The sequence below is a fragment of the Streptomyces sp. NBC_01197 genome, from assembly GCF_036010505.1.
GTDB lineage: Bacteria > Actinomycetota > Actinomycetes > Streptomycetales > Streptomycetaceae > Streptomyces.
Genome location: NZ_CP108569.1, coordinates 256,858 through 275,897, shown reverse-complemented (window position 1 = coordinate 275,897; position 19,040 = coordinate 256,858). Strand labels below are relative to the sequence as shown.

At 70.4% G+C, this 19,040-nt stretch carries 19 protein-coding genes and 1 pseudogene; 12 read left to right on the top strand and 8 right to left on the bottom strand.

The features are described from left to right. Positions 1 to 35 precede the first annotated feature (35 nt). Both OG452_RS01315 and OG452_RS01310 read left to right on the top strand, forming a co-directional pair. Positions 36 to 1,097, top strand: coding sequence for a fatty acid desaturase family protein (locus OG452_RS01315; protein WP_327293722.1), 1,062 nt, complete (start codon positions 36 to 38; stop codon positions 1,095 to 1,097). A 78-nt stretch (positions 1,098 to 1,175) separates the two neighbouring features. Further along, the gene (locus OG452_RS01310) at positions 1,176 to 1,358 is read left to right on the top strand and encodes a hypothetical protein (protein ID WP_266861614.1); all 183 of its coding nucleotides are present in this window, start codon (positions 1,176 to 1,178) and stop codon (positions 1,356 to 1,358) included. Positions 1,359 to 1,454: 96 nt separating this feature from the next. Here the strand turns inward: OG452_RS01310 and OG452_RS01305 are convergent, their stop codons facing one another. Together OG452_RS01305 and OG452_RS01300 are read right to left on the bottom strand one after the other, a co-directional pair. After that, positions 1,455 to 2,348 carry a hypothetical protein gene (locus tag OG452_RS01305; protein ID WP_327293721.1) on the bottom strand — a complete coding sequence of 298 codons (894 nt, stop codon included), beginning with the start codon at positions 2,346 to 2,348 and terminating at the stop codon, positions 1,455 to 1,457. A 253-nt stretch (positions 2,349 to 2,601) separates the two neighbouring features. Next, a pseudogene (locus tag OG452_RS01300) lies at positions 2,602 to 3,195 on the bottom strand (class I SAM-dependent methyltransferase); the annotation flags it as partial. A gap of 250 nt (positions 3,196 to 3,445) precedes the next feature. On the opposite strand from OG452_RS01300, the gene OG452_RS01295 reads away from it, so the two are divergent. Beyond that, entirely contained in the window at positions 3,446 to 3,979 is a 534-nt protein-coding gene (locus tag OG452_RS01295) for a DUF4383 domain-containing protein (RefSeq protein ID WP_327293719.1), read from the top strand. Positions 3,980 to 3,990: 11 nt separating this feature from the next. Here OG452_RS01295 and OG452_RS01290 read toward each other — a convergent pair whose 3' ends face one another. After that, positions 3,991 to 4,419 carry a PPOX class F420-dependent oxidoreductase gene (locus OG452_RS01290; protein WP_327293718.1) on the bottom strand — a complete coding sequence of 143 codons (429 nt, stop codon included), beginning with the start codon at positions 4,417 to 4,419 and terminating at the stop codon, positions 3,991 to 3,993. 142 nt (positions 4,420 to 4,561) lie between these two features. Here OG452_RS01290 and OG452_RS01285 point away from each other — a divergent pair, with 142 nt between their 5' ends. The 6 genes from OG452_RS01285 (at position 4,562) to OG452_RS01260 (ending at position 11,725) form a co-directional block, all read left to right on the top strand. Then, a complete protein-coding gene (locus OG452_RS01285) occupies positions 4,562 to 4,975 on the top strand; it encodes a roadblock/LC7 domain-containing protein (protein ID WP_327293717.1) in 414 nt (137 codons plus the stop codon). 121 nt (positions 4,976 to 5,096) lie between these two features. Then, a complete protein-coding gene (locus OG452_RS01280) occupies positions 5,097 to 6,026 on the top strand; it encodes a DUF6397 family protein (RefSeq protein WP_327293716.1) in 930 nt (309 codons plus the stop codon). Positions 6,027 to 6,072: 46 nt separating this feature from the next. Beyond that, a complete protein-coding gene (locus OG452_RS01275) occupies positions 6,073 to 6,813 on the top strand; it encodes a Clp protease N-terminal domain-containing protein (protein ID WP_327293715.1) in 741 nt (246 codons plus the stop codon). Between the two features lie 267 nt (positions 6,814 to 7,080). Then, the gene (locus tag OG452_RS01270) at positions 7,081 to 8,361 is read left to right on the top strand and encodes a hypothetical protein (RefSeq protein ID WP_405564978.1); all 1,281 of its coding nucleotides are present in this window, start codon (positions 7,081 to 7,083) and stop codon (positions 8,359 to 8,361) included. A 608-nt stretch (positions 8,362 to 8,969) separates the two neighbouring features. Then, the gene (asnB, locus tag OG452_RS01265) at positions 8,970 to 10,811 is read left to right on the top strand and encodes an asparagine synthase (glutamine-hydrolyzing) (protein ID WP_327293714.1); all 1,842 of its coding nucleotides are present in this window, start codon (positions 8,970 to 8,972) and stop codon (positions 10,809 to 10,811) included. 374 nt (positions 10,812 to 11,185) lie between these two features. Next, on the top strand, positions 11,186 to 11,725 hold the full coding sequence (locus tag OG452_RS01260) for an ATP-binding protein (RefSeq protein ID WP_327293713.1): 540 nt from the start codon (positions 11,186 to 11,188) through the stop codon (positions 11,723 to 11,725). Between the two features lie 186 nt (positions 11,726 to 11,911). Here OG452_RS01260 and OG452_RS01255 read toward each other — a convergent pair whose 3' ends face one another. Together OG452_RS01255 and OG452_RS01250 are read right to left on the bottom strand one after the other, a co-directional pair. After that, the gene (locus OG452_RS01255) at positions 11,912 to 12,346 is read right to left on the bottom strand and encodes an SRPBCC family protein (RefSeq protein WP_327293712.1); all 435 of its coding nucleotides are present in this window, start codon (positions 12,344 to 12,346) and stop codon (positions 11,912 to 11,914) included. A 276-nt stretch (positions 12,347 to 12,622) separates the two neighbouring features. Next, positions 12,623 to 13,600 carry a PRC and DUF2382 domain-containing protein gene (locus tag OG452_RS01250; protein WP_327293711.1) on the bottom strand — a complete coding sequence of 326 codons (978 nt, stop codon included), beginning with the start codon at positions 13,598 to 13,600 and terminating at the stop codon, positions 12,623 to 12,625. A 312-nt stretch (positions 13,601 to 13,912) separates the two neighbouring features. Here OG452_RS01250 and OG452_RS01245 point away from each other — a divergent pair, with 312 nt between their 5' ends. The 3 genes from OG452_RS01245 (at position 13,913) to OG452_RS01235 (ending at position 15,666) form a co-directional block, all read left to right on the top strand. Continuing rightward, a complete protein-coding gene (locus OG452_RS01245; RefSeq protein WP_327293710.1) occupies positions 13,913 to 14,617 on the top strand; it encodes a YoaK family protein in 705 nt (234 codons plus the stop codon). A gap of 107 nt (positions 14,618 to 14,724) precedes the next feature. Then, positions 14,725 to 15,369 (top strand): DUF6629 family protein, encoded by a 645-nt coding sequence (locus tag OG452_RS01240; RefSeq protein WP_327293709.1) that lies wholly within the window; start codon positions 14,725 to 14,727, stop codon positions 15,367 to 15,369. 108 nt (positions 15,370 to 15,477) lie between these two features. Next, positions 15,478 to 15,666, top strand: coding sequence for an antitoxin (locus tag OG452_RS01235; protein WP_327293708.1), 189 nt, complete (start codon positions 15,478 to 15,480; stop codon positions 15,664 to 15,666). Positions 15,667 to 15,803: 137 nt separating this feature from the next. Here the strand turns inward: OG452_RS01235 and OG452_RS01230 are convergent, their stop codons facing one another. From OG452_RS01230 to OG452_RS01220, 3 genes are all read right to left on the bottom strand, one after another. Continuing rightward, complete coding sequence (locus tag OG452_RS01230; protein WP_327293707.1) at positions 15,804 to 16,565, bottom strand: MgtC/SapB family protein; 762 nt, start codon at positions 16,563 to 16,565, stop codon at positions 15,804 to 15,806. 159 nt (positions 16,566 to 16,724) lie between these two features. Beyond that, complete coding sequence (locus OG452_RS01225; protein WP_327293706.1) at positions 16,725 to 17,258, bottom strand: cupin domain-containing protein; 534 nt, start codon at positions 17,256 to 17,258, stop codon at positions 16,725 to 16,727. A gap of 212 nt (positions 17,259 to 17,470) precedes the next feature. Next, entirely contained in the window at positions 17,471 to 19,015 is a 1,545-nt protein-coding gene (locus OG452_RS01220; RefSeq protein WP_327293705.1) for a DEAD/DEAH box helicase, read from the bottom strand. Between the last annotated feature and the right edge of the window lie 25 nt (positions 19,016 to 19,040).

Here is a 19,040-nt window from a genome sequence, read left to right as displayed (position 1 = left end):
AGGTCAGAGCATGGGCCAACAGACCGGAGACCGACATGCCACAGACCGCCTCGCTGCTCGTGGAACCCGAGCAGAAGACGGGCAGCGACTTCGCCCCCCTCCTGAGGGCGGTGAAGGCACATGGGCTTCTGGAGCGGCGCACCGGCTGGTACATCCTCAGCATGAGCGCCAACCTGCTGGCCCTCGCTGCGACGATCGCCGGCATGTTCCTGGTGGGTGACTCCTGGTGGACCCTCCTGCTGGCCCTTCCGCTGGCCGTCCTCTGGTCGCGCACCGCCTTCTTCGGACACGACGCCGGGCACGCGCAGATATCCGGTGACCGCGGGGCGAGCCGGGCCATCGGCTTCTTCCACAGCAATCTGCTGCTCGGCATGAGTTACGGCTGGTGGAACGAGAAGCACAACCGTCACCACGCCAACCCCAACCACGTCGACAAGGACCCCGACGTGGGAGTCGGCGTCATGGTCTGGACGCAGAAGCAGGCGGCGGAGCGCGAGGGACTCGCCCGCTGGCTCACCCGGAACCAGGCACGGCTCTTCTTCCCCCTGCTGCTGCTCGAAGGCGTCGCGCTGAAGGTCTACGGCTTCCAGACGGTGCTGTCCAGGGAGAAGCACGACGGCTGTCGTCAGCCGGGCCGCGAACGGACCGTCGAGGGCCTGCTGCTCCTGGTGCACCTCGCCGGATACGCCGCGCTCCTGCTCACGGTCATGTCCCCGGGAAAGGCCCTCGCCTTCGCCCTGGTGCACCACGCGCTGTTCGGACTGCACCTCGGGATGACCTTCGCCCCGAACCACAAGGGCATGGAGATGCCCGACTCCGACGGCGAGCGCTGGGGGCATCTGCAGCGCCAGGTGCTGACCTCGCGCAACGTACGCGGAGGGGTGCTCACCGACTGGTTCCTCGGTGGCCTGAACTACCAGATCGAGCACCATCTCTTCCCGAGCATGCCCAGGCCCCATCTGCGGCTCGCCCAGTCCCTGGTGAGCGCGCACTGCCGGTCGCTGGGAATGCCCTATGCCCAGACGTCCCTGATCGACTCCTACCGGCAGGCGCTGACCCACATGCACGAGGTCGGAGAGCCGCTGCGCGCGTCGTAGCGGCACCGGAGCGGAACAGTGGGGACCGCCCGTGCGTTCCACAGGCAGAGAGCGGCATCAGCCGCTGAGGAGGCGTTGATGTCCAAACCCGCAATGATCGCCGTCGGCGGTGTGGTCGCCGGCATCATCCTGATGATGCTGATCGGATTCCTTCCGGGGCTGCTGGTGCTGGTCGGAGTGCCCGTCGTGGCGTATCTGCTGCTCGACCCCAGTCAGCGCAGGAGGCTGCGCAGGATCACCCGTAAGGAGATAGGCCGCTGACTCCCGGTTCCCGGTGGGGACGCGCACCGCATCTTCACCGGGAACCGTACGCGGCGCTGCTTGCGGCGTAGGCGGGGAGAGTTTCTGCGTTCCCGGTCAGGCCGGGCGTACCGCCAGCTTCTCCAGGTTTTCGAGCAGCTCCGGCAGAGCGGGGCCCCGGCCGATCGGCACCACATCGCCCGGCTGGTCGTCGAGGAGTACGAAGGCCATGTCGTCGGTCCTGGCGACCAGTGACCAGCCGGGCCCGTCCGCGCGCAGCGTACGGGCGCCGCCCGGTGCGAAGGCCGACCGGATGCGCCCGAGCGGTGGAGGGGTGTCGAGATAGGCGTGCAGTTCGTCGATGACGCGACGGGCCGGACCGGCCTGCTTCTCCCCGGGCTCCGAGGTTTTTCCGGCCCCCGGGGCCTCTTCTCCCCGGTCTGCCCGATCTGCTGATTCTCCCGGTTCTCCAGATCCTCCTGGTTCTCCGGATTCCCGGGAGTCGACGGGTACGAAGGTCTCGTCGTCGCCGATCTGCTCCCGCCACTGCGCCCACTGCAGCGCGATCTCGTCGGCGCCCAGCCGCCGCTGCGCCGGTCCCCAGCTGTCCGCAGCAGGGGGAGCGAGCGGTTCGGGACCGCCGTCGGGCAGCCCCTCGGGGTCGTGCGGCGCGGGTATCCCCGGCGCGGCGACCGCGACGTCGAGCGGCCATCCCGGGAGCGAGGCGACGATCGACCGCTCGTCCGGCGACAGGTCGTACTCCATACCGCAGTCCCAGGACGCGATGGCCACAGCGACCAGCGACACATCGTCGATCACCACGGTCCACCGCGCGCCCGCGCCGTCCTGCCCCAGGACCATGCCGTATCCGTCGGGACGCGGATCGAGCCCGAGCGAGTGGCACGCCGAAGGGAAGTCGTCGCCGAGCACACTGGGGAACTGTGCTGGGGTCAGCAATACCGCAGTCAGGACATACAGCGAGTCGTCGCCGGCATCGTCCGTCCCCGTCACTGGAGCCTCCTGTTGATCAGTCGTCGGCGCACCCTAACCAGTCAGTAACGCCAGCGTCGAGTAGTAGATCGGAGGAATTCACTCCGCTTATGGAGGGTCAGCGCTCCATCGGTGGAGGGGCGGCCCCCCGGGGTGTGCTGGACGGGTCGCCCGGTGGGTCTTTCCGGCCGGATCTTGTGCCGCCCGCGGGTGCACCCGGCCCTGGTGCCGTTACGGGCAGGCGTGGCCTGCCGCGGTGCTGGATTCGTTGGTCGTCGCGCACAGCCAGCGCGAGAAACCGGCCGGGCTCATCGGCGTACGAGGTCATTCGCCACCCCGAGGCGGCGAGCAGTGTGCGCAGCCGACCCTCCTCGCGCAGATCGTCATCGGTGAGCCGGCGCCCCTGCCGGGCCGCCAGCGCCGCCCGCCCGATCGGATGGAACAACGCCAGCAGGCCGCCGGGTTTGACGGTGCGGGCCAACTCCCGTGCCCCTTCCTCGGGTCGGGGAAGATGTGCGATCAGCCCTGCGGCGAACACGGCGTCCAGCGACTCCGCGAGGACCGGCAGCCGCGCGACGTCCGCGAGCAGCAGTTGGGCGTCGCGGTGCCGCCCCGCACGCACGGCCGCTGTCAGCATCTCGGGCGTCAGATCGACCCCGATGACGTAACCCGCCGTCCCCACCGCCTCGCGCAGCGCGGGCAGCGCTCTCCCGGTACCGCAGCCCGCGTCCAGAACGGCGTCACCGGACCGCAGTCCTATTTCCGCGACGGCGGCGGCGTAGGCGGGTCCGTCGTCCGGGAACCGGGTGTCCCAGTCGGCCGCCCGGGCGCCGAAGAACTCCTGCACATGTGTGTGGTCATCGGTCATGAGGAGATGATCCCCCGGCGGCGTCTCCCGGATTCCTCCGCCTGGATACCTGCACGGGGTTCGGCTGCCCGCGCGGGGCCGGAACGGCAGGGTGCCGGGTCGGCCACCGCTCCCGTTCACCATGTTGCGCGGCATCGCATACCATAAAGAGCAGCAAATGGGGCATATCGACCCAGCGCGTGAATGAACGGCTGACCGGCCTGAGCGGCTGACCGGGGTGGGATGCCTCTGAAGCGGAGGAGGATCAGAGATGGGTACGAGCCATACCGCGCGCGCCCCCCGGACCCGCTTCGTCCTGAACGAACATCTGCCGGTCGACCACAGACTGAGCCGGGTCTACCGGTTCGGGGCCGGTCTGATGGGCCTTGTCCTGCTGGCTTTCGGGATACTCGGCGTGATCGACGAGATCGGGTTCTTCAGTACCGGTGGAGACATGGTCGCCGGGCTGAACACCAACGGCGCACTGAGCGTTCTGTCGATCGTGATCGGCCTGATCCTGATGGCCGGCTCCGTCATCGGCGGGAATATCTCGTCGATGCTCAACATGGTCATCGGCGTGGCCTTCATCCTCAGCGGGTTCGTCAACCTGGCTCTGATCGGTACGAGCTCCAACTTCCTGGCCTTCCACCTTCAGAACGTCCTGTTCAGCTTTGTGGTCGGGATTCTGCTGATGACATTCGGGATGTACGGCCGGGTCTCCGGCGGCCTTCCGCACGACAACCCGTACTGGCGCGCCCGTCACGAGAAGCATGAGCGGCGCGCGCGGCAGGCTGCCACGCACTGAGACGGGCGATACTAATCGGCCACGGCGGCCTGGGCGAGTACCTTCTCGATCCGCACCCGGACGAGTAGTTCACCCGGCACGCCGTTGCGTTCGGCGAATTCCGCCGCGCGTCCCTCGCCCATGTACCGGGCGCCGATCCGGCCGGCCCAGTGCGACACTTCGGCCAGATTCTCACTCAGCGTCGCGTGCCCCTGGAGCACGACGAACGAGAACGGCGGGCGGTCGTCGTCCACGCACAGGGCCACGCGTCCGTCCCGGGCCAGATTGCGGCCCTTGACGGTGCCCCGGCCTGTGTTGAACACGAGGTCCGGCCCGTCCAGGACGAACCAGACCGGGGCGATGTGCGGGCTCCCGTCGGCGCGTACGGTCGAGAGCTTGGCGGTGCGCGTGGAGTGCGAGACGAATGCCCGCCACTGTTCCTCGGTCATCTGCTGTGCCATGACAGCATCATCGGCCGTGGACGGCCGCGTCGCGAACCGAACGCGCCCCGAACGCGTCTCCTTGCCCGGAGCGCGGCTGTGGTGAAGGCTGGCCGGAGTTCGGGGGACCGGGGAAACGGGAATCAAGGGGGAGGGCCGGGACATGGCGCTGAGCAAGGGGCTCGACTGGCTGCTGGACGACCTGACGAACCGGGTCGAGCACGTCCGATACGCGTTGGTGCTGTCCAATGACGGGCTGGTCACCGGGGCGAGCAAGGAACTGGCGCGGGAGGACGCGGAGCATCTGGCCGCGGTTGCGTCCGGTCTGCACAGCCTCGCCAAAGGGTCAGGACTGCACTTCCAGTCGGGCGGTGTCCGTCAGACGATGGTCGAGTTCGACGAGGGGGTCCTCTTCGTCACCGCGGCGGGTGACGGCAGCTGCCTCGCCGTCCTGAGCATGGCCGAGGCCGATATCGGACAGATCGCGTACGAGATGACCCTGCTCGTCAACAGGGTCGGCGAGCACCTCGCGGTCGCCGCCAGGCAGCCCGACGACACTTCGTCCGCAACCTGGTGACACCACGTTGACCTGCGAAGTCCGCCCGGCTTGCCGAGTTATCCACAGGCCGGTCGGGCGCGGGGTCTCTCCCGGCTACTCTGATCACAGAGAGTATTCGTACCTCACGGGGGAGGGCATCATGGCGGTAACCGAAGCGGACCGCGGCAGCACGACCGTCACGACCGGGAGGGCCGCGAAGGCGCTGACTCCCGGTCGGGCTGCGCAGGAACTGGGCCTGAAGCGAGGCGAGTTCGAGCTGGCTGTCCAGCTCGGCCACATCAGGGTGACGGTGGACGCGGGGGGCGCGCGGCGCCGGGTCGCACCGGAGGAGACCGACCGGCTCAGGGCGACGGAAGGGTTTCCGGGCACTCTGCGGGAGCGGGTGAGGACGGTCGGGACGGGCGCGGCGGCCGAGCTCATCGGCGTCAGTCCGGGCCGGTTCACCAGGCTGGCGCGCGCCGGCTGCTTCACGCCTGTCTCTTTCCGCCTGAACCGCTACCGAGCCGTCGTCTGGATGTATCTCGCCGCAGAGGTCGAGGAGTTCGCGGTGAACCAGCCCGCGCTGCTCAGGGGCCGGGCCCCGGAAGAGCTGCGCTGCAGGCTGGCGGCGGGGGAGGACTGGCGCGCGCGGAACTGGCGGGGCCGTCGGCAGGCGCTGTTGCTGCGGCGAGCGGACGGCGCCTGGGCCCGCGCGGCCGTGCTGGCAGGTGCGCTCGATCCGGTGCAGCTCGCGGAGGTGGTCGATGATCCGTACGAGCGCGCGTATCTGAACAGGCTCCGGCCGGAACCGGTGGCTGTGCGCCCGGACTCGCCGGCGGCGCGGGAGGTGGCGGAGCGTCTGCTGTCGCCGGACGATCCCGACGAGATCCTCTGGTGCCGGACGAGTCTGATTCTGGCCCTGGAGGAGGCCCGCGCGAGCCTGGGTGCTCCACGGCCGGGTGAGGGCCACCCCGCCGTAATGGCGGCCCGACCGCAAGGCGGCGGGCGGGCGAGGGCGTTGCTGGCGAAGTGGCGCAGCCGGGAGCCGGGCGGGGCCTCCGGAGGAAATGGCGGCCCCTCCCTACCCTGACAACCCAAGGTTGACAGCCGCCTTGCTGTCAACCTACGGTTGTCACATGGTGAATCCAGTGCCTCCGGCTCATCCGGTCCGGCTCGACGACCTGATCGAAGCCATCAAAAAAGTCCACTCCGACACTCTGGAACAGCTGACCGACGCGGTCATCGCCGCCGACCACCTGGGCGAGGTGGCCGACCATCTGATCGGCCACTTCGTGGACCAGGCGCGGCGATCGGGCGCGTCCTGGACGGACATCGGCAAGAGCATGGGTGTTACCCGGCAGGCCGCACAGAAGCGCTTCGTCCCCAAGGGGGCCGGCGAAGCCCTGACCCTCGACCCCAGCCAGGGGTTCGCCCGCTTCACGCCGCGCGCGAAGAACGTCGTGATGGCTTCGCAGGACGAGGCCCGCGCGGCAGGCAACGCCGAGATCGGAGTCGGGCATCTGACCCTCGGGCTCCTGGCCGAGCCCGACGCACTCGCCGCGCAGTCGCTCATCTCGCAGGGCGCCCAACTGGACGCCGTGCGCGAGGCGGTCACCGCCGCACTGCCGTCCGAGGCGGAGACGGTGCCCGAGCTGATCCCGTACGACGCCGCCGCGCGCAAGGTGCTTGAGCTGACCTTCCGGGAGGCCCTGCGGCTCGGCCACAACTACATCGGAACCGAGCACATCCTGCTCGCACTACTGGAGTTCGAGGACGGCGCGGGGGCGCTGTCAAGCCTCGGCATCAGCAAGTCGGCCACCGAGTCCTACGTCGCGCAAGTGCTGGCGGCCATCACGGCCGGCAGGGGACGGGAGTGATCGGGACCCGGGCCGGCAAGCGGTCTGGCCACCGGCGCGAACTCTGCGGCTGCCTGTCCGCCCTGGCTGACTGAGGCGGTGGCACGCGGGGGTACCACCGGGCAGGACGAAAGGAGGCGCCCGCCGTGCGGTCGCTCCCGTGCGTACTCCGGCGCGCGGGGGGCGGACACCGTGAAGTCCGGCCGCCTGAGGGGGCCGTGGCCCCGGCCCCGAACGAAGCCACCGGCTGCGGTACTGATCACACCTCCTACCGGATACGGTTCTGGTGTGATCAATGGGGACGATATGACACCGGGGACCGCGCTCCTGCTCGCGGCCGCACCGGCGGGCAAGGGCCGTCTGACCGACGCGACCTCCGTGCTCGCGACGCTCGCGGCGGTGCCCCCGAGCGCACTCACCGGCACCGCGGTCGCGACCGTGGTGGAACTCGCGGACCCCATGGATCCGCAGACGGTTCTGACACGGCTGCGTGCCGTCGCGGCTGCTCCCGGGCCGCTCCATCTGTACATCGCGGGCCAGTTGCAACTCGACCGCAAGCAGCGGCAGGTGCACCTCGCCCTCGCCCGCACCACGGCGATCACCGTGCGCTACAGCGGCCTGCCCTGGCACTGGCTCGCGACCGAACTCGCCGTACGGCCGCCCGGCGCGACGACCGTGGTGGTCGACCTGGTGGCCGACTCCGACACCTGGGAGCAGCTCGCGCGCGGGGGCTTCGGCCTCGGGCCCGGCGTCCGGCTGTACGGGCGGGTCGCGTCGCCTCCCGGGCGCCGCACCACGCTCGGGCCCAGCTATCTGAAGGCAATGGCCGAGATCTGGCGCACCGGAGCGAGACCGCCGATGGACCAGCTCCACGAACTGGCCGCGGACCAGGGCGGATCCGAAGGAGCCCTGCTGTTCGGCGGCGGCGAAGGCGTTCCGGCGGCAGCGGTCTCCGGCCTCGTATCGCAGCACGAACGGGCCCACGTCCCGCAGCAGGCCTGCCCGGACACCACCCCGGCCCCCTACCGGCCCAGCCGTACCACCGCCCCCGGAGCGGCACCGGCCTCCGCTCCCGCTCCGGCCTCCTCCGCGGCGGTGGTCCGGGCCTCCGCGCCGGACCCCGCCCCCGATCCGCACCCCGCGATCCTCTCGGCGGCGCGGGCCGGACGCCACACAGAAGCCGCCGCCGCGGCCGCCGCCTGGGAGAGCGAGGCGCTGCGCGCCTACGGGCCGGGTTCGGCGCAGGCCCTGCACTGGCTTGAGGTGCGGGCCGACCTCGCCCATCTCGCCGGTGACGCGGGGCGCAGCTGCGAACTGTGGCTGATGGCCGCGGGCGCCCGTCTGCAGAGCGGCCAGGCCGTCGACGACGCCGAGGTCGAGGCGGCGGTGGACCGGGCGCACCACGAGTGGGAGCAGATACCGGACCCGGCGCGTGTCCGTACTCTCGCCCCGGATCTGGTCGGGCTGCGCCGCCGGGTCCCCGGGCGCCAGCGCGGAGCGCTCCAGTTGCTGCAACAGCGCCTGGAACAGCTGGAGATCCGCACCCCTGGCCCTGCGCATCAGTCGTAGAACCACAGGAACCACCCAGCCCGAGGAGCACCGACCCGACCGCAGGGCCCCGTAGCCCTCGAAGCCCCGCAGCCTGTAGCTTCCGCAGCCCCGCCTGTCCCGCTGGACGGGGGTCTGGCCGGGCCCGCCACTGGTCTGGCCTGGCCTGGCCCGGCTTGGCGAGGGCGTCTCGCTCCGACCCGGCAGGCGCTGCACCTCGCCCAAGAACAAGCCCGACACGACGGGCAGTACGGACTCCCTGCGTGGGGTGTCGACCGGGCGGCCGGCGCCCGGATCGGTGCTGGAACGAGACAGCAGCCGGGATTGATGAAGTCTTTGCCTGTGGCTTGATCTTGTCGTTCTGCTGTCGGAACCAGGGCCAGGAGGCGGGCGCGGCAGGGCTTCTGCCCGCCGGGCACCCAGTACCCGCGAACCGCGAACGGCCGAAATGCCTGGGTAGAGGACGGCACTTGCGTTAACCGTGCGTTGACTGCATCCAGTCGCGTGACTCACGCTCGTCATATAGGTGCTGATTACAACTGATCCGGTCCGGCAGCCCGTTCGCCCGTATATCCGCTGGTCAACGCGGGCCCGAGGCTCCGGCCGTGGTCGGAAGCAGGAGGAATCACATGTGTGGGATCACCGGCTGGGTCTCTTTCGACCGTGATCTGCGGGCCGAGTCCGAGACGTTGGATGCAATGACCGAGACGATGGCCTGCCGTGGTCCGGACGACCGTGGCACCTGGGTCAGCGGCCCCGCGGGTCTGGGGCACCGCCGACTGGCCATCATCGACCTTCCCGGCGGGCGTCAGCCGATGACCGTCGAGACCGACCGGGGCGAAGTGGGCATCGTCTACTCGGGCGAGGCATACAACTTCACCGAGCTCCGCCGTGAACTGACCGGCCGCGGACACCGCTTCGTCACCGAATCCGACACGGAGGTCGTGCTGCACGGCTATCTGGAGTGGGGTGAAGGGGTGGCCGAGCGGCTCAACGGCATGTACGCCTTTGCCATCTGGGACAGCCGCCACCAGAAGCTCGTGATGATCCGTGACCGGATGGGTATCAAGCCCTTCTACTACTACCCGACGCCGGACGGTGTGCTCTTCGGCTCCGAGCCCAAGGCAATACTCGCGAACCCGCTGGCCCGCGCGAAAGTCGGACTCGGCGGGATGCGCGAACTCTTCGCGATGGTCAAGACGCCCGGTCACGGGTTCTGGGAGGGTATGCACGAGGTCGAGCCCGGCACGGTCGTGACCGTCGACCACGGCGGACTGCGCCGGCACGTCTACTGGGCCCTGGAGACCCGGCCGCACACCGACGACCAGGACACCTCGATCGCGCATGTGCGTACGCTCCTCGACGACATCGTCCGCAGGCAGCTCGTCTCCGACGTGCCCCGCTGCACGCTCCTGTCCGGAGGCCTCGACTCCTCCGCGATGACCGCGATAGCCGCCCGCCAGCTCGCGGAGACCGGCGAGACGGTCCGCAGCTTCGCCGTCGACTTCGTCGGGCAGGCCGAGAACTTCGTCGCCGATGAACTGCGCGGCACGCCCGATACCCCGTTCGTCCACGACGTCGCCCAGGCATCCGGCACCGACCACCGCGACATCGTTCTCGACTCGAACGCCCTGGCCGACCCCGACGTACGCGCCCGGATGATCACCGCCCGTGACATGCCTATGGGCTTCGGCGACATGGACGCATCACTGTTCCTGCTCTTCAAGTCCATCCGGGAGCAGTCCACGGTCGCTCTCTCGGGGGAGTCGGCCGACGAAGTCTTCGGCGGATACCTCCAGTTCTTCGACGAGGGCGCCAGGAATGCCGACATGTTCCCCTGGCTGGTGCGCTTCTCGGAGCACTTCGGGGACGACTCCGACGTCATGCGCTCGGACCTGACCGCCAAACTGGACCTGCCCGGTTACATCCGGGACAGCTACGCCGGAGCGGTCGCCGGCATCGAACGTCTCACCGGTGAAAGCGACTTCGAGTACCGGATGCGCAAGATCTGCCACCTCCACCTCACCCGGTTCGTGCGGGTGCTGCTCGACCGGAAGGACCGGGCGAGCATGGCGGTCGGCCTGGAGGTCCGGGTGCCGTTCTGCGACCACCGGCTGGTCGAGTACGTGTACAACACGCCCTGGTCCCTGAAGTCCTTCGACGGCAGGGAGAAGAGCCTGCTGCGGGAGGCGACGGCGGACGTGCTGCCGAAGTCCGTCTACGACCGGGTGAAGAGCCCGTACCCCTCGACCCAGGACCCGAAGTACGCCATCGCCCTCCAGGAGCACGCCAAGGACCTGCTGTCCAAGCCCTCTCACCCGATCTTCGACCTGGTCGATGCGGACCGGGTGCGCCGCGCTGCCCAGCGGGACGTCCCGCAGATCACCCAGGCGTCCCGGCGTGGCCTTGAGCGCACGCTCGACCTGGCCCTCTGGCTCGACCTCTACAAGCCGGAGCTGACGCTCTCCTGAGCCGATACCGAGCCGGCTCTGAGCCGTTCTCGACTGTTCTCCACCGTTCCTGAGCCGTTCCGGAGGCATTTCTGAGCCGTTCCTGAGCCGCTCCTGAGCTGTCCGGGCGGGTGGTCGCAGCTGTGCGGCCACCCGCCCGTGCGTGTGCCACGACTGCCGGTATCGGCCCCTCCGTGCGAGGGCCTCCGGACAGGGCCGTAAAAAGGGCAGGTCAGGCTGGTGCCACTCCTGCGCGTTGCGGATTCACCCGGATGGGGTGACCCTGGTGGGAGTCAGAGTGTGTCCATCCGATTACTTTCGGTGTCCTCGGGGCTGTCATGTCAGACGAGGTGTGGCCGGTACACCGCCGCCCACCCTGATGAGGAGACGCAGTCGTGATCACTGAAGCATCCCGCGAGTACGTACTGGACCTGGAAGCAACACCCGACAGAGTGCCGCAGGTCCGGCGTATCGTCGCGGCGCATCTTCGCCACTGGCAGCTCGAAGAGCTGATCCAGCCGGTCAGTCTGGGTGTGTGTGAACTGCTCACCAACGTCCATCTGCACGCGGGCGAGGACAAGCGCTGCACCCTGGAACTACGCTGGACCGGCCGCAGCCTGACCGCTGCCGTGCTGGACGCCAGCACGCGACTTCCGCAGCTGCGCTGTGCCAGCCCGCTGGTCACCCACGGCCGTGGCCTGCCGATGGTGTCCACCCTCAGTGACAGCTGGGGCACGCATGCCACCGATGACGGCAAAGTCGTCTGGTTCACGATCCGCGCGCAGGCCGTCACCGGCAGCCCGCTTGAGCCCCGTAATCCCCTTCCCGCCGTCTCGACGGCGGCCCGCAGCCTCGTCGTCGCGGAGCCGTCCGGGCTGCCGCAGGGGCGCACCGAGGACGTCCGGTTCGCGGAACTCGTGGACGCCGGCTCCTGACACGACCACAGTCCTGCGGCGCCCGGCGCGGCGGGACGGCACCGGTTCCACCGTGCCCTGCGCCGGCAGTTCGGCCGCGCAGGGCACGCGTGGTGCCCGACGGGGCCGTGCGGTCGCGCTTCCCGTACCGGCGCGTGCCCCGCGAGCAATCAGTGTGCCGTCCCGGCGCCTGGGTCCTGTGTGCGGTCAGTCCCGCAGCAGCCCGGCCACCGCACGGCCGAAGAGGAGCCGTCCCGACCGCGCGATGAGTCCGTCGAACGCCCCCGGCAGCCTCGCGATCCGCAACTCCTCGCGCCACACGACACGACAGCCGCATCCCTCGGGACGCACTTCGACCGAGGCCCGGCCCAGCACCACCCTGCCCTGCTTCTCCAGATCGCAGAAGCCCGGATGCCCGGGACGCGGCGGCTCCCAGCGGACGACCTGCATGGGATCGTCGAACCCCGCGCGGCCGGCCCCCGTACGCGCCACGAACCTGGTCCCCACCCTGTTCGGGCCCGGGGTCACAACGGTGATCCTGGTCAGCGGCACATGGGCGGCGTGCAGCTCCCACCGGGTGAGGCGCCGCCAGGCTTCCTCCGGGGGCAGCGCGCTGCATCGTTCGATGCGGAACTCAGCCATGGGGACGGACGTCCGGATGGCTGCGGGCGGGCGCGGTACGGACCATGTCGGAGAGGCTCCCTCTTTGTCGGCCCGGTGGATTGGTCGTCGCGGCGGCGGAACCCGCCCCGGAGCAGATGTGTATGCGGCAGAGCGCGCCCCAGGGTAGGCGCCCGCCAGGCTCCCAGGACAACGGCAGAGGGTGGTGTGTCTCCCCCGTGGAGACACACCACCCTCTTGCCGTGTCCTGGGCCGACCGCGCCCCAGCCGCGTCCGGAACGCGCCGGACCCGCGGCTTCAGTGGCCGGTGCCCTCCGTGTCACCACGCTCCTTCGTGGTGTGGCCGTCGTCGTACTGGATCTGCTCCTTGCGGACCTCGGCGGAGACTTCCTTCTGCTCGGTGACCCTCTCGGTCTCCATCCGAACCCGCTCGACCGCCACAGCCTCCTTGCTGACCACGGGCTGCTCGGCGTGCAGGATCACCTCGGACTCCGCCTCGCCTATGCGGGCCCGGTCCGCGGTGGTGCGGTCGCCTTCCGTGATCGGCTCCCGTACGACGTGGACCTCTTCGTGGCTGATCGGGACGGTGGTCGTCACGTTCTCGGTGACCACCACCTTGCGCAGCCGCGCACGGCCCGAGACATGTTCCTCGGTACCGACCCGCAGCTGCTCCTCGGAGCGTACGAGCTCCTCGTTCTCGTCCATGGCCGCGCGGGAGCCCACTCCGGCGGGGACACCTCGCGCACCGGCGCCCATGTCGGTACCGCTGCCCATGCCGCCACGCGTGTCACGGCTGCCCATGCCGGCCGTCGTCGGGCCGGGTGCTTTCGCCGTGGACCGGGTGCCGGCGGTGTCCGCCGCTTCACCGTGCATCGGACCTGCTGCCTTCCGGTTCGCGGCGCCGGCCGTTCCCGCGGCGCCGGCAGCTGCGGCGGCCTCCGGGGCGGAGGACTGACCCGGGTGGGCGAGCCCGTAGTGCCGGTACAGCTCCTGCTCCTGGGCGAGATCGAGGTGCTGCTCGGCGTCCAGTCGCGGGGCGTCCTTGACGAGTTCCTTGGCGTGGGGGATGTGCAGGGCGTTCTCCTCACGCCGGGCACCTTCGAGCGGGATGAAGGTTTCCTTGGTGCCGAACAGGCCGGTCTTCACGGTCGCCCACTCGGGGCGGCCACTCTGGTCGTCGAGGTAGACCTGCTCGACGCCGCCGATCTTGTCCCCGGTGATGTCGTAGACCATCAAACCGGTCAGCTCATCGGGGCTGCGGAAGTCGGCTGCCATCTGTGATCACTCCCTTGTACGTGGTCCGGCAGAGGCTCGGACGGCCCCGCCCGCGGATTGCACGCGTTCTTCCATCGGGAGCTCATTCCCGCCTCCCGGCAACACGAATGGACCTGGCCGACTGTCGGAAAGTCCGGGGATGGCGCTCGGCGCGCCCTGACGCCCTGCTTGGGAAGATGGCGACCCATTACGCCATTCGAGTGAATCCGGGTGGTGTGCTCCGGGGCGCGGGCGTTCCATCCCGCCGACGGCCTCGCCGGGCGCCGTTGTGCGGGCCGGTGAATGCGGCGAGCATGGGACCGGAGGTCGATCTTGCTGAAGACACGCGCCGCCAGGTGGTCCGATGTCGCGGTGCTGCCCCTGCTGGCGACCGCGGCGGGTGCCGTGGACGCGCTGGCCTTCATCGCCCTCGGCCATGTGTTCGCCGGTGTGATGACCGGAAATCTGATCCTCATGGCCATCGGTCTGGGTAGCGGCTCGCCGGGCGACGCGGTGTATCCGGTGGTCGCGCTCACCGGATTCGCGCTGGCCGTGGTCGTCGGGGGCCGCTTCTGCCGTACGCGCGGCGCTGCCCGTACGGTCGTGGCCCCCGCCGGAGCCGAATCGGGCGCCACCTGGAGCCGAGGGGTGTTCGTCTGCCTCGCGGTCGAGGTCGCCTTCCTCGCCGCCGTGAGCGTGGCCTGGGCGGCCGTCGGGGGACACCCGGGCGGCGACGGGCGCGCCGCGCTGATCGCCGTTCTGTCTCTGGCGATGGGTCTCCAGACGGCCGCGATGTTCGCCGCGGGCCCCACCGGCGCGCCGACGACGTACTTCACCGGGACCCTCAGCTCCCTGCTGACCGATCCGTCCGGCGGCCGCCCGGCCGGGAGCAGGCTCGCCGCACTGCTGGCCGGTGCGGTGGGCGCCGCCGCACTCCGGACCTGGGCACCGGCCTGGGCGGCGCTGCCGCCACCGCTGTGCGCCGCCGGAGCCCTGGCGCTCGCCCTGTCGGCCGGATCACGCGCCCCGGACCCGTGAGAGCGCTGCCCCGCGATCAAACGACAGTGCCGGACAGCCGGGCTCCGGCCCCCGTAACCGATTCCGAAGGTTCTGGCTCATCCGAAGGTCCTGGCCCAGGAGGCGCCATGTGCTGGAGCGCGACGGCCGATCTGGTGGCCGGCTCCGGCATCGCGGCGGTCGGCGTGGCCTGTCTGACGCAGCTGCGCCGGGCCCGGGACCTTCCGCTGGCCGCGCTGCCGCTGCTCCTCGGAATCCATCAGGTCATCGAGGCGGAAGTCTGGCACTCCGGCGGTGGCACCGGCCCTGCCACCACGGCGTGGGCCGTCATCGCGCTGCCCCTGCTGGCCCTCTGGGTACCCTGCGGCGTACTGCTCGCCGCGCCGCGCCCGGCACCCCGCCGCCTGCTGCTGCCCGTTGTGGCCGGGACAGCCACGGCTGCCGTCCTCGCGCTCCGCATCGCCGACCGTCCGGTCATCGCCGAAGTCCGCGGTCACACCGTCGGATACATGGTCGACCTGCCGCTTCCCGCGCTCCTCGTCGCCGGATATCTGCTGGCCACCGTCGGATCCCTGCTGCTCACCCCGGATCCGCTGCTGAGGCTCTTCGGCGCGGTCGTCGGCGCGGGGGCGCTGATCTGCTTCCTGCTCTGGAAGCTCGAATACGTCTCCACCTGGTGCGCCTTCGCCGCGGTCAGCGCTGTCCTCATGGCCGGCTGGGTCCGCCGGGGCCCCGCGAAATCCGCGCGGCCGGCCGGACCTCGTACCCCCTGAACCGGCTGCCGGACGGTGGGTCCGGCGCTACACCCCGGCCGGGATGCGGACCTGGCCAAGTGCGCACACCCTGGAGTGGAGGGGGAACCGCTGCGAGGAGGACGACTCATGTCCATGATGGACAAGCTGAAGCAGATGATGAAGGGCCACGAAAGCCAGGCCGGGAAGGGGATCGACAAGGCGGGAGACGCCGTCGACAAGAAGACCGGCGACAAGTACAAGAGTCAGGTCGACACCGGCCAGGACCAGCTCAAGAACAGGTTCGGCGGCGACCAGAACGACCGGCCCCAGCCCTGACCCCGCCCCGCACATCTCGCTCGCTGCTCATGGCGGCTCCGGCCCCGGGCGGTGAGGTCCGGCGAGTCCGGACCTCACCACCCGGGGCCGCTGTGTGCCGGCCGGAAGCCGACCGGGCAGGACGCGCCCGGAACTGATCAGTCGGCGAGTTCGCCCTTGACGGACGAGACGCTCAGCACACCCTCGAACTCGGAGAGTTCGGCCACCAGCTGATGGACGCTGCCCGTCCCCTCGATGTCCATGTGGACGAAGGCCGTCCCCGCCTCGTCATGCCTGAGTTCGGTGTCCTCGGGAGCCTTGCCGTCCGCCCGGTCCACCCGCACCTGAACGACCTGGAACCCCTTGGTGGTCGCCCGCTCCAGAATCCTCGTCAGCACGCTCGTGCCGATTGTGTACGCGAGATGCAGCCGGGTCTGCTCGGCGGTCGCGATCGAGGGGATGCGCCGCGTCACCCAGGAGTATCCGTGGACCACCAGGAAGTGGACCGCGGTCACGCCGATGGCCAGGAGCGGCAGCCCGCCGCCGCACGCCATGCCGATGGCACAGGTGAGCCAGACCGTGGCCGCGGTAGTCAGCCCGCGTACGGCGTCCCGGCGTACGAAGATGAGCCCGCCGCCGATGAAGCCGATGCCGGAGACGACCTGGGCGGCGACCCGTGACGGGTCGAAGGAGACGTTGTGCAGTGCGAGGACCGCGTTGAACCCGTGCTGCGACACCTCCATGAACAGGGCGCTGCCCACGCCGACCAGGGTGTGGGTGCGCAGTCCCGCGCTCTTCTGCCGGGTGGCCCGTTCGGCGCCGATGAGGGTCGACAGGAGAAGGGCCAGGCCGAGTTCGGCGAACTGACGTGCTCCCTGGCCCGCACCGGGGTCGAACAGAGGCATGGCTACAGCGTGCAACAGACCCTCCATACCGTGCTGGAACAACAGCTCCGACCCTACGGCTTCACCCGCTGGGGCCTGCGGCCGCCACGGCTCCCCGCCCCGTGCACCAGCAGGCGGACGCCGGCCATCGCCTTCGCTGTCTCCCTGCCGATGACACCGGCCCCCGGTCCGCCCTCAGGCAGGAGGCGCGCCCAGCACGTACAGGCCGGGAAGGTTCACCACCACGGCCTCCTGCGTGCTCCGGGCGATGACGACGACAGCGGTCTCGTCGGGGCTCGGGTTCTCCTCGCGGTGCGGCACATAGGGCGGGACGAAGACGTAGTCGCCCGGAGCGGTCCGGATCCGCACCTCCTCGGGCGTACCACCGGCATCGTCGAGGAAGACGAACTCCGGGTGCCCCGACACGACATGGATCGCCGTCTCCGACGCCCCGTGGTGGTGATCGGAGGACGCCGTCTCCGGCGCGACATGCGTCTCGCCCATCCAGATGCGCTCCGAACCGGCGGTCTTCCCGCTGATCGCGGCGAACCGCTGCATACCGCCGCTCTGCGCGGTGCCCTCGTCGAGTGACCCGGCACGTACGTGGTGCAGCCTGGCACGCAGTGGTCCTGGACCCCGGTCCGCGTCCCCGGCGGTGAAGTCGGGGTGGAACGCGTCGTGTCCCGCCGGGGCAGCGCCGTCGGCGGGCGGAGGAGAGTGCGGGGCCATGGGATTCGTGCTCCTCGGTACGGACCGGTTCCAGGCGCCGACCGTAGAGAGCCGGGCAATGGGAAGTCAAGACGCGCCCAGCGCTGCCCCAGCGGGGTTCCGGAACGCCGCCGCTCCACCTCGGAGGCCCGAACGGCCCACCCCCGAAAGTCCGATCGCCGCCCCGCGCAGTGCGGAGCGGCGATCAGCGGGTCACCCGGTACGGGCTTCCGTCAGGCGACGTTCTTGTACGAGGACGACTGCTGCGGCGGATTGCCGGAGCGGCCTCGGGGCGCACCCGCCGTACGGCGGGCCTGGGCGGGGCGGCTGCGCCGGCCGCGAGCCGACGAGGGGCTGCCCTTGGTGCGCTCCGCGACCGGTGAGGAGACGGTGACCGGGACACCCGAGGGTGCCTGGGCGCCGGTGATGCGGCTCAGCTCGGCCTCCCCGGACCGTACCTGGGCGATGCGCGGGGTGATGCCGGCGTCGGCCATCAGCCGGCTCATGTCACGCCGCTGGTTGGGCAGCACCAGGGTGACGACGCTGCCGGACTCGCCGGCGCGCGCCGTACGTCCGCCCCGGTGCAGGTAGTCCTTGTGGTCGCTGGGCGGGTCCACGTTGACGACCAGGTCGAGGTTGTCGACGTGGATACCGCGGGCCGCGACATTGGTGGCCACCAGCACGGTGACATGGCCCGTCTTGAACTGCGCGAGGGTCCGGGTGCGCTGCGGCTGGGACTTCCCGCCGTGCAGCGCGGCGGCCCGTACGCCGCTGTTCAGCAGGTGCTTGGTCAGCTGGTCCACGGCGTGCTTGGTGTCGAGGAACATCAGCACCCGGCCGTCACGGGCGGCGATCTCGGTGGTCGTCGCGTACTTGTCGGACCCGTGGATGTGCAGCACGTGGTGCTCCATCGTGGTCACCGCACCCGCCGAGGGGTCGACGGAGTGGACCACCGGGTCGTGCAGATAGCGGCGGACCAGCAGGTCGACATTGCGGTCAAGGGTGGCCGAGAACAGCATGCGCTGCCCGTCGGGACGCACCTGGTCGAGCAGTTCGGTGACCTGCGGCATGAAGCCCATGTCGGCCATCTGGTCGGCCTCGTCAAGCACCGTGATGCTGACCCGGTCGAGGCGGCAGTCGCCACGCTCGATGAGGTCCTTGAGCCGGCCGGGCGTCGCGACGACGATCTCGGCGCCGCCCCGCAGCGCGCTCGCCTGCCTGCCGATCGACATGCCGCCCACCACCGTGGCCAGCCGCAGCCTCAGCGACCTGGCGTACGGGGTGAGCGCGTCGGTGACCTGCTGGGCCAGCTCGCGGGTGGGTACGAGGACCAGCGCCAGCGGCTGACGCGGCTGGGCGCGCTGCCCGGCGGTACGGACGAGCATGCCGAGGCCGAAGGCGAGGGTCTTGCCCGACCCGGTGCGGCCGCGTCCCAGGACGTCCCGGCCGGCCAGCGAGTTCGGGAGCGTGGCGGACTGGATGGGGAACGGCTCGTTCATCCCCAGGCTGGTGAGCATCTTCAGCAGCTCGGGCGGCAGCTCCATGTCGGCGAACGAGGCGGCCGGGGGCAGTGCCGGTGTGATCGTGACGGGCAGTGCGAACTCGCCCTGCGGTGCGGGCCTGCGGCCTCGGCCACCGGAGCGGCTGGGCGCGCCGGAGCGGCCCGAGCCGCCCGAGCGGCTCGGCGCCTGGGAGCGGAAGCCGCCCCTGCCGGAACCTGCGCCACCACCGGTGCGGGTACGGGCGTAACGGTCGTTCGAGCGTGCTGTGCGGTCCATGCGGATCCTTCCTCGATGTGGCACG

Bases quoted from the DNA above. Each gene is read 5' to 3' on its own strand.
- OG452_RS01315 (WP_327293722.1), top strand. From the start codon at position 36: ATGCCACAGACCGCCTCGCTGCTCGTGGAACCCGAGCAGAAGACGGGC.
- OG452_RS01225 (WP_327293706.1), bottom strand. From the start codon at position 17,258: ATGGCCCCGCACTCTCCTCCGCCCGCCGACGGCGCTGCCCCGGCGGGA.
- OG452_RS01295 (WP_327293719.1), top strand. From the start codon at position 3,446: ATGGGTACGAGCCATACCGCGCGCGCCCCCCGGACCCGCTTCGTCCTG.
- OG452_RS01285 (WP_327293717.1), top strand. From the start codon at position 4,562: ATGGCGCTGAGCAAGGGGCTCGACTGGCTGCTGGACGACCTGACGAAC.
- OG452_RS01250 (WP_327293711.1), bottom strand. From the start codon at position 13,600: ATGGCAGCCGACTTCCGCAGCCCCGATGAGCTGACCGGTTTGATGGTC.
- OG452_RS01255 (WP_327293712.1), bottom strand. From the start codon at position 12,346: ATGGCTGAGTTCCGCATCGAACGATGCAGCGCGCTGCCCCCGGAGGAA.
- OG452_RS01235 (WP_327293708.1), top strand. From the start codon at position 15,478: ATGTCCATGATGGACAAGCTGAAGCAGATGATGAAGGGCCACGAAAGC.
- OG452_RS01280 (WP_327293716.1), top strand. From the start codon at position 5,097: ATGGCGGTAACCGAAGCGGACCGCGGCAGCACGACCGTCACGACCGGG.
- OG452_RS01290 (WP_327293718.1), bottom strand. From the start codon at position 4,419: ATGGCACAGCAGATGACCGAGGAACAGTGGCGGGCATTCGTCTCGCAC.
- OG452_RS01310 (WP_266861614.1), top strand. From the start codon at position 1,176: ATGTCCAAACCCGCAATGATCGCCGTCGGCGGTGTGGTCGCCGGCATC.
- asnB (WP_327293714.1), top strand. From the start codon at position 8,970: ATGTGTGGGATCACCGGCTGGGTCTCTTTCGACCGTGATCTGCGGGCC.
- OG452_RS01275 (WP_327293715.1), top strand. From the start codon at position 6,073: ATGGTGAATCCAGTGCCTCCGGCTCATCCGGTCCGGCTCGACGACCTG.
- OG452_RS01240 (WP_327293709.1), top strand. From the start codon at position 14,725: ATGTGCTGGAGCGCGACGGCCGATCTGGTGGCCGGCTCCGGCATCGCG.
- OG452_RS01220 (WP_327293705.1), bottom strand. From the start codon at position 19,015: ATGGACCGCACAGCACGCTCGAACGACCGTTACGCCCGTACCCGCACC.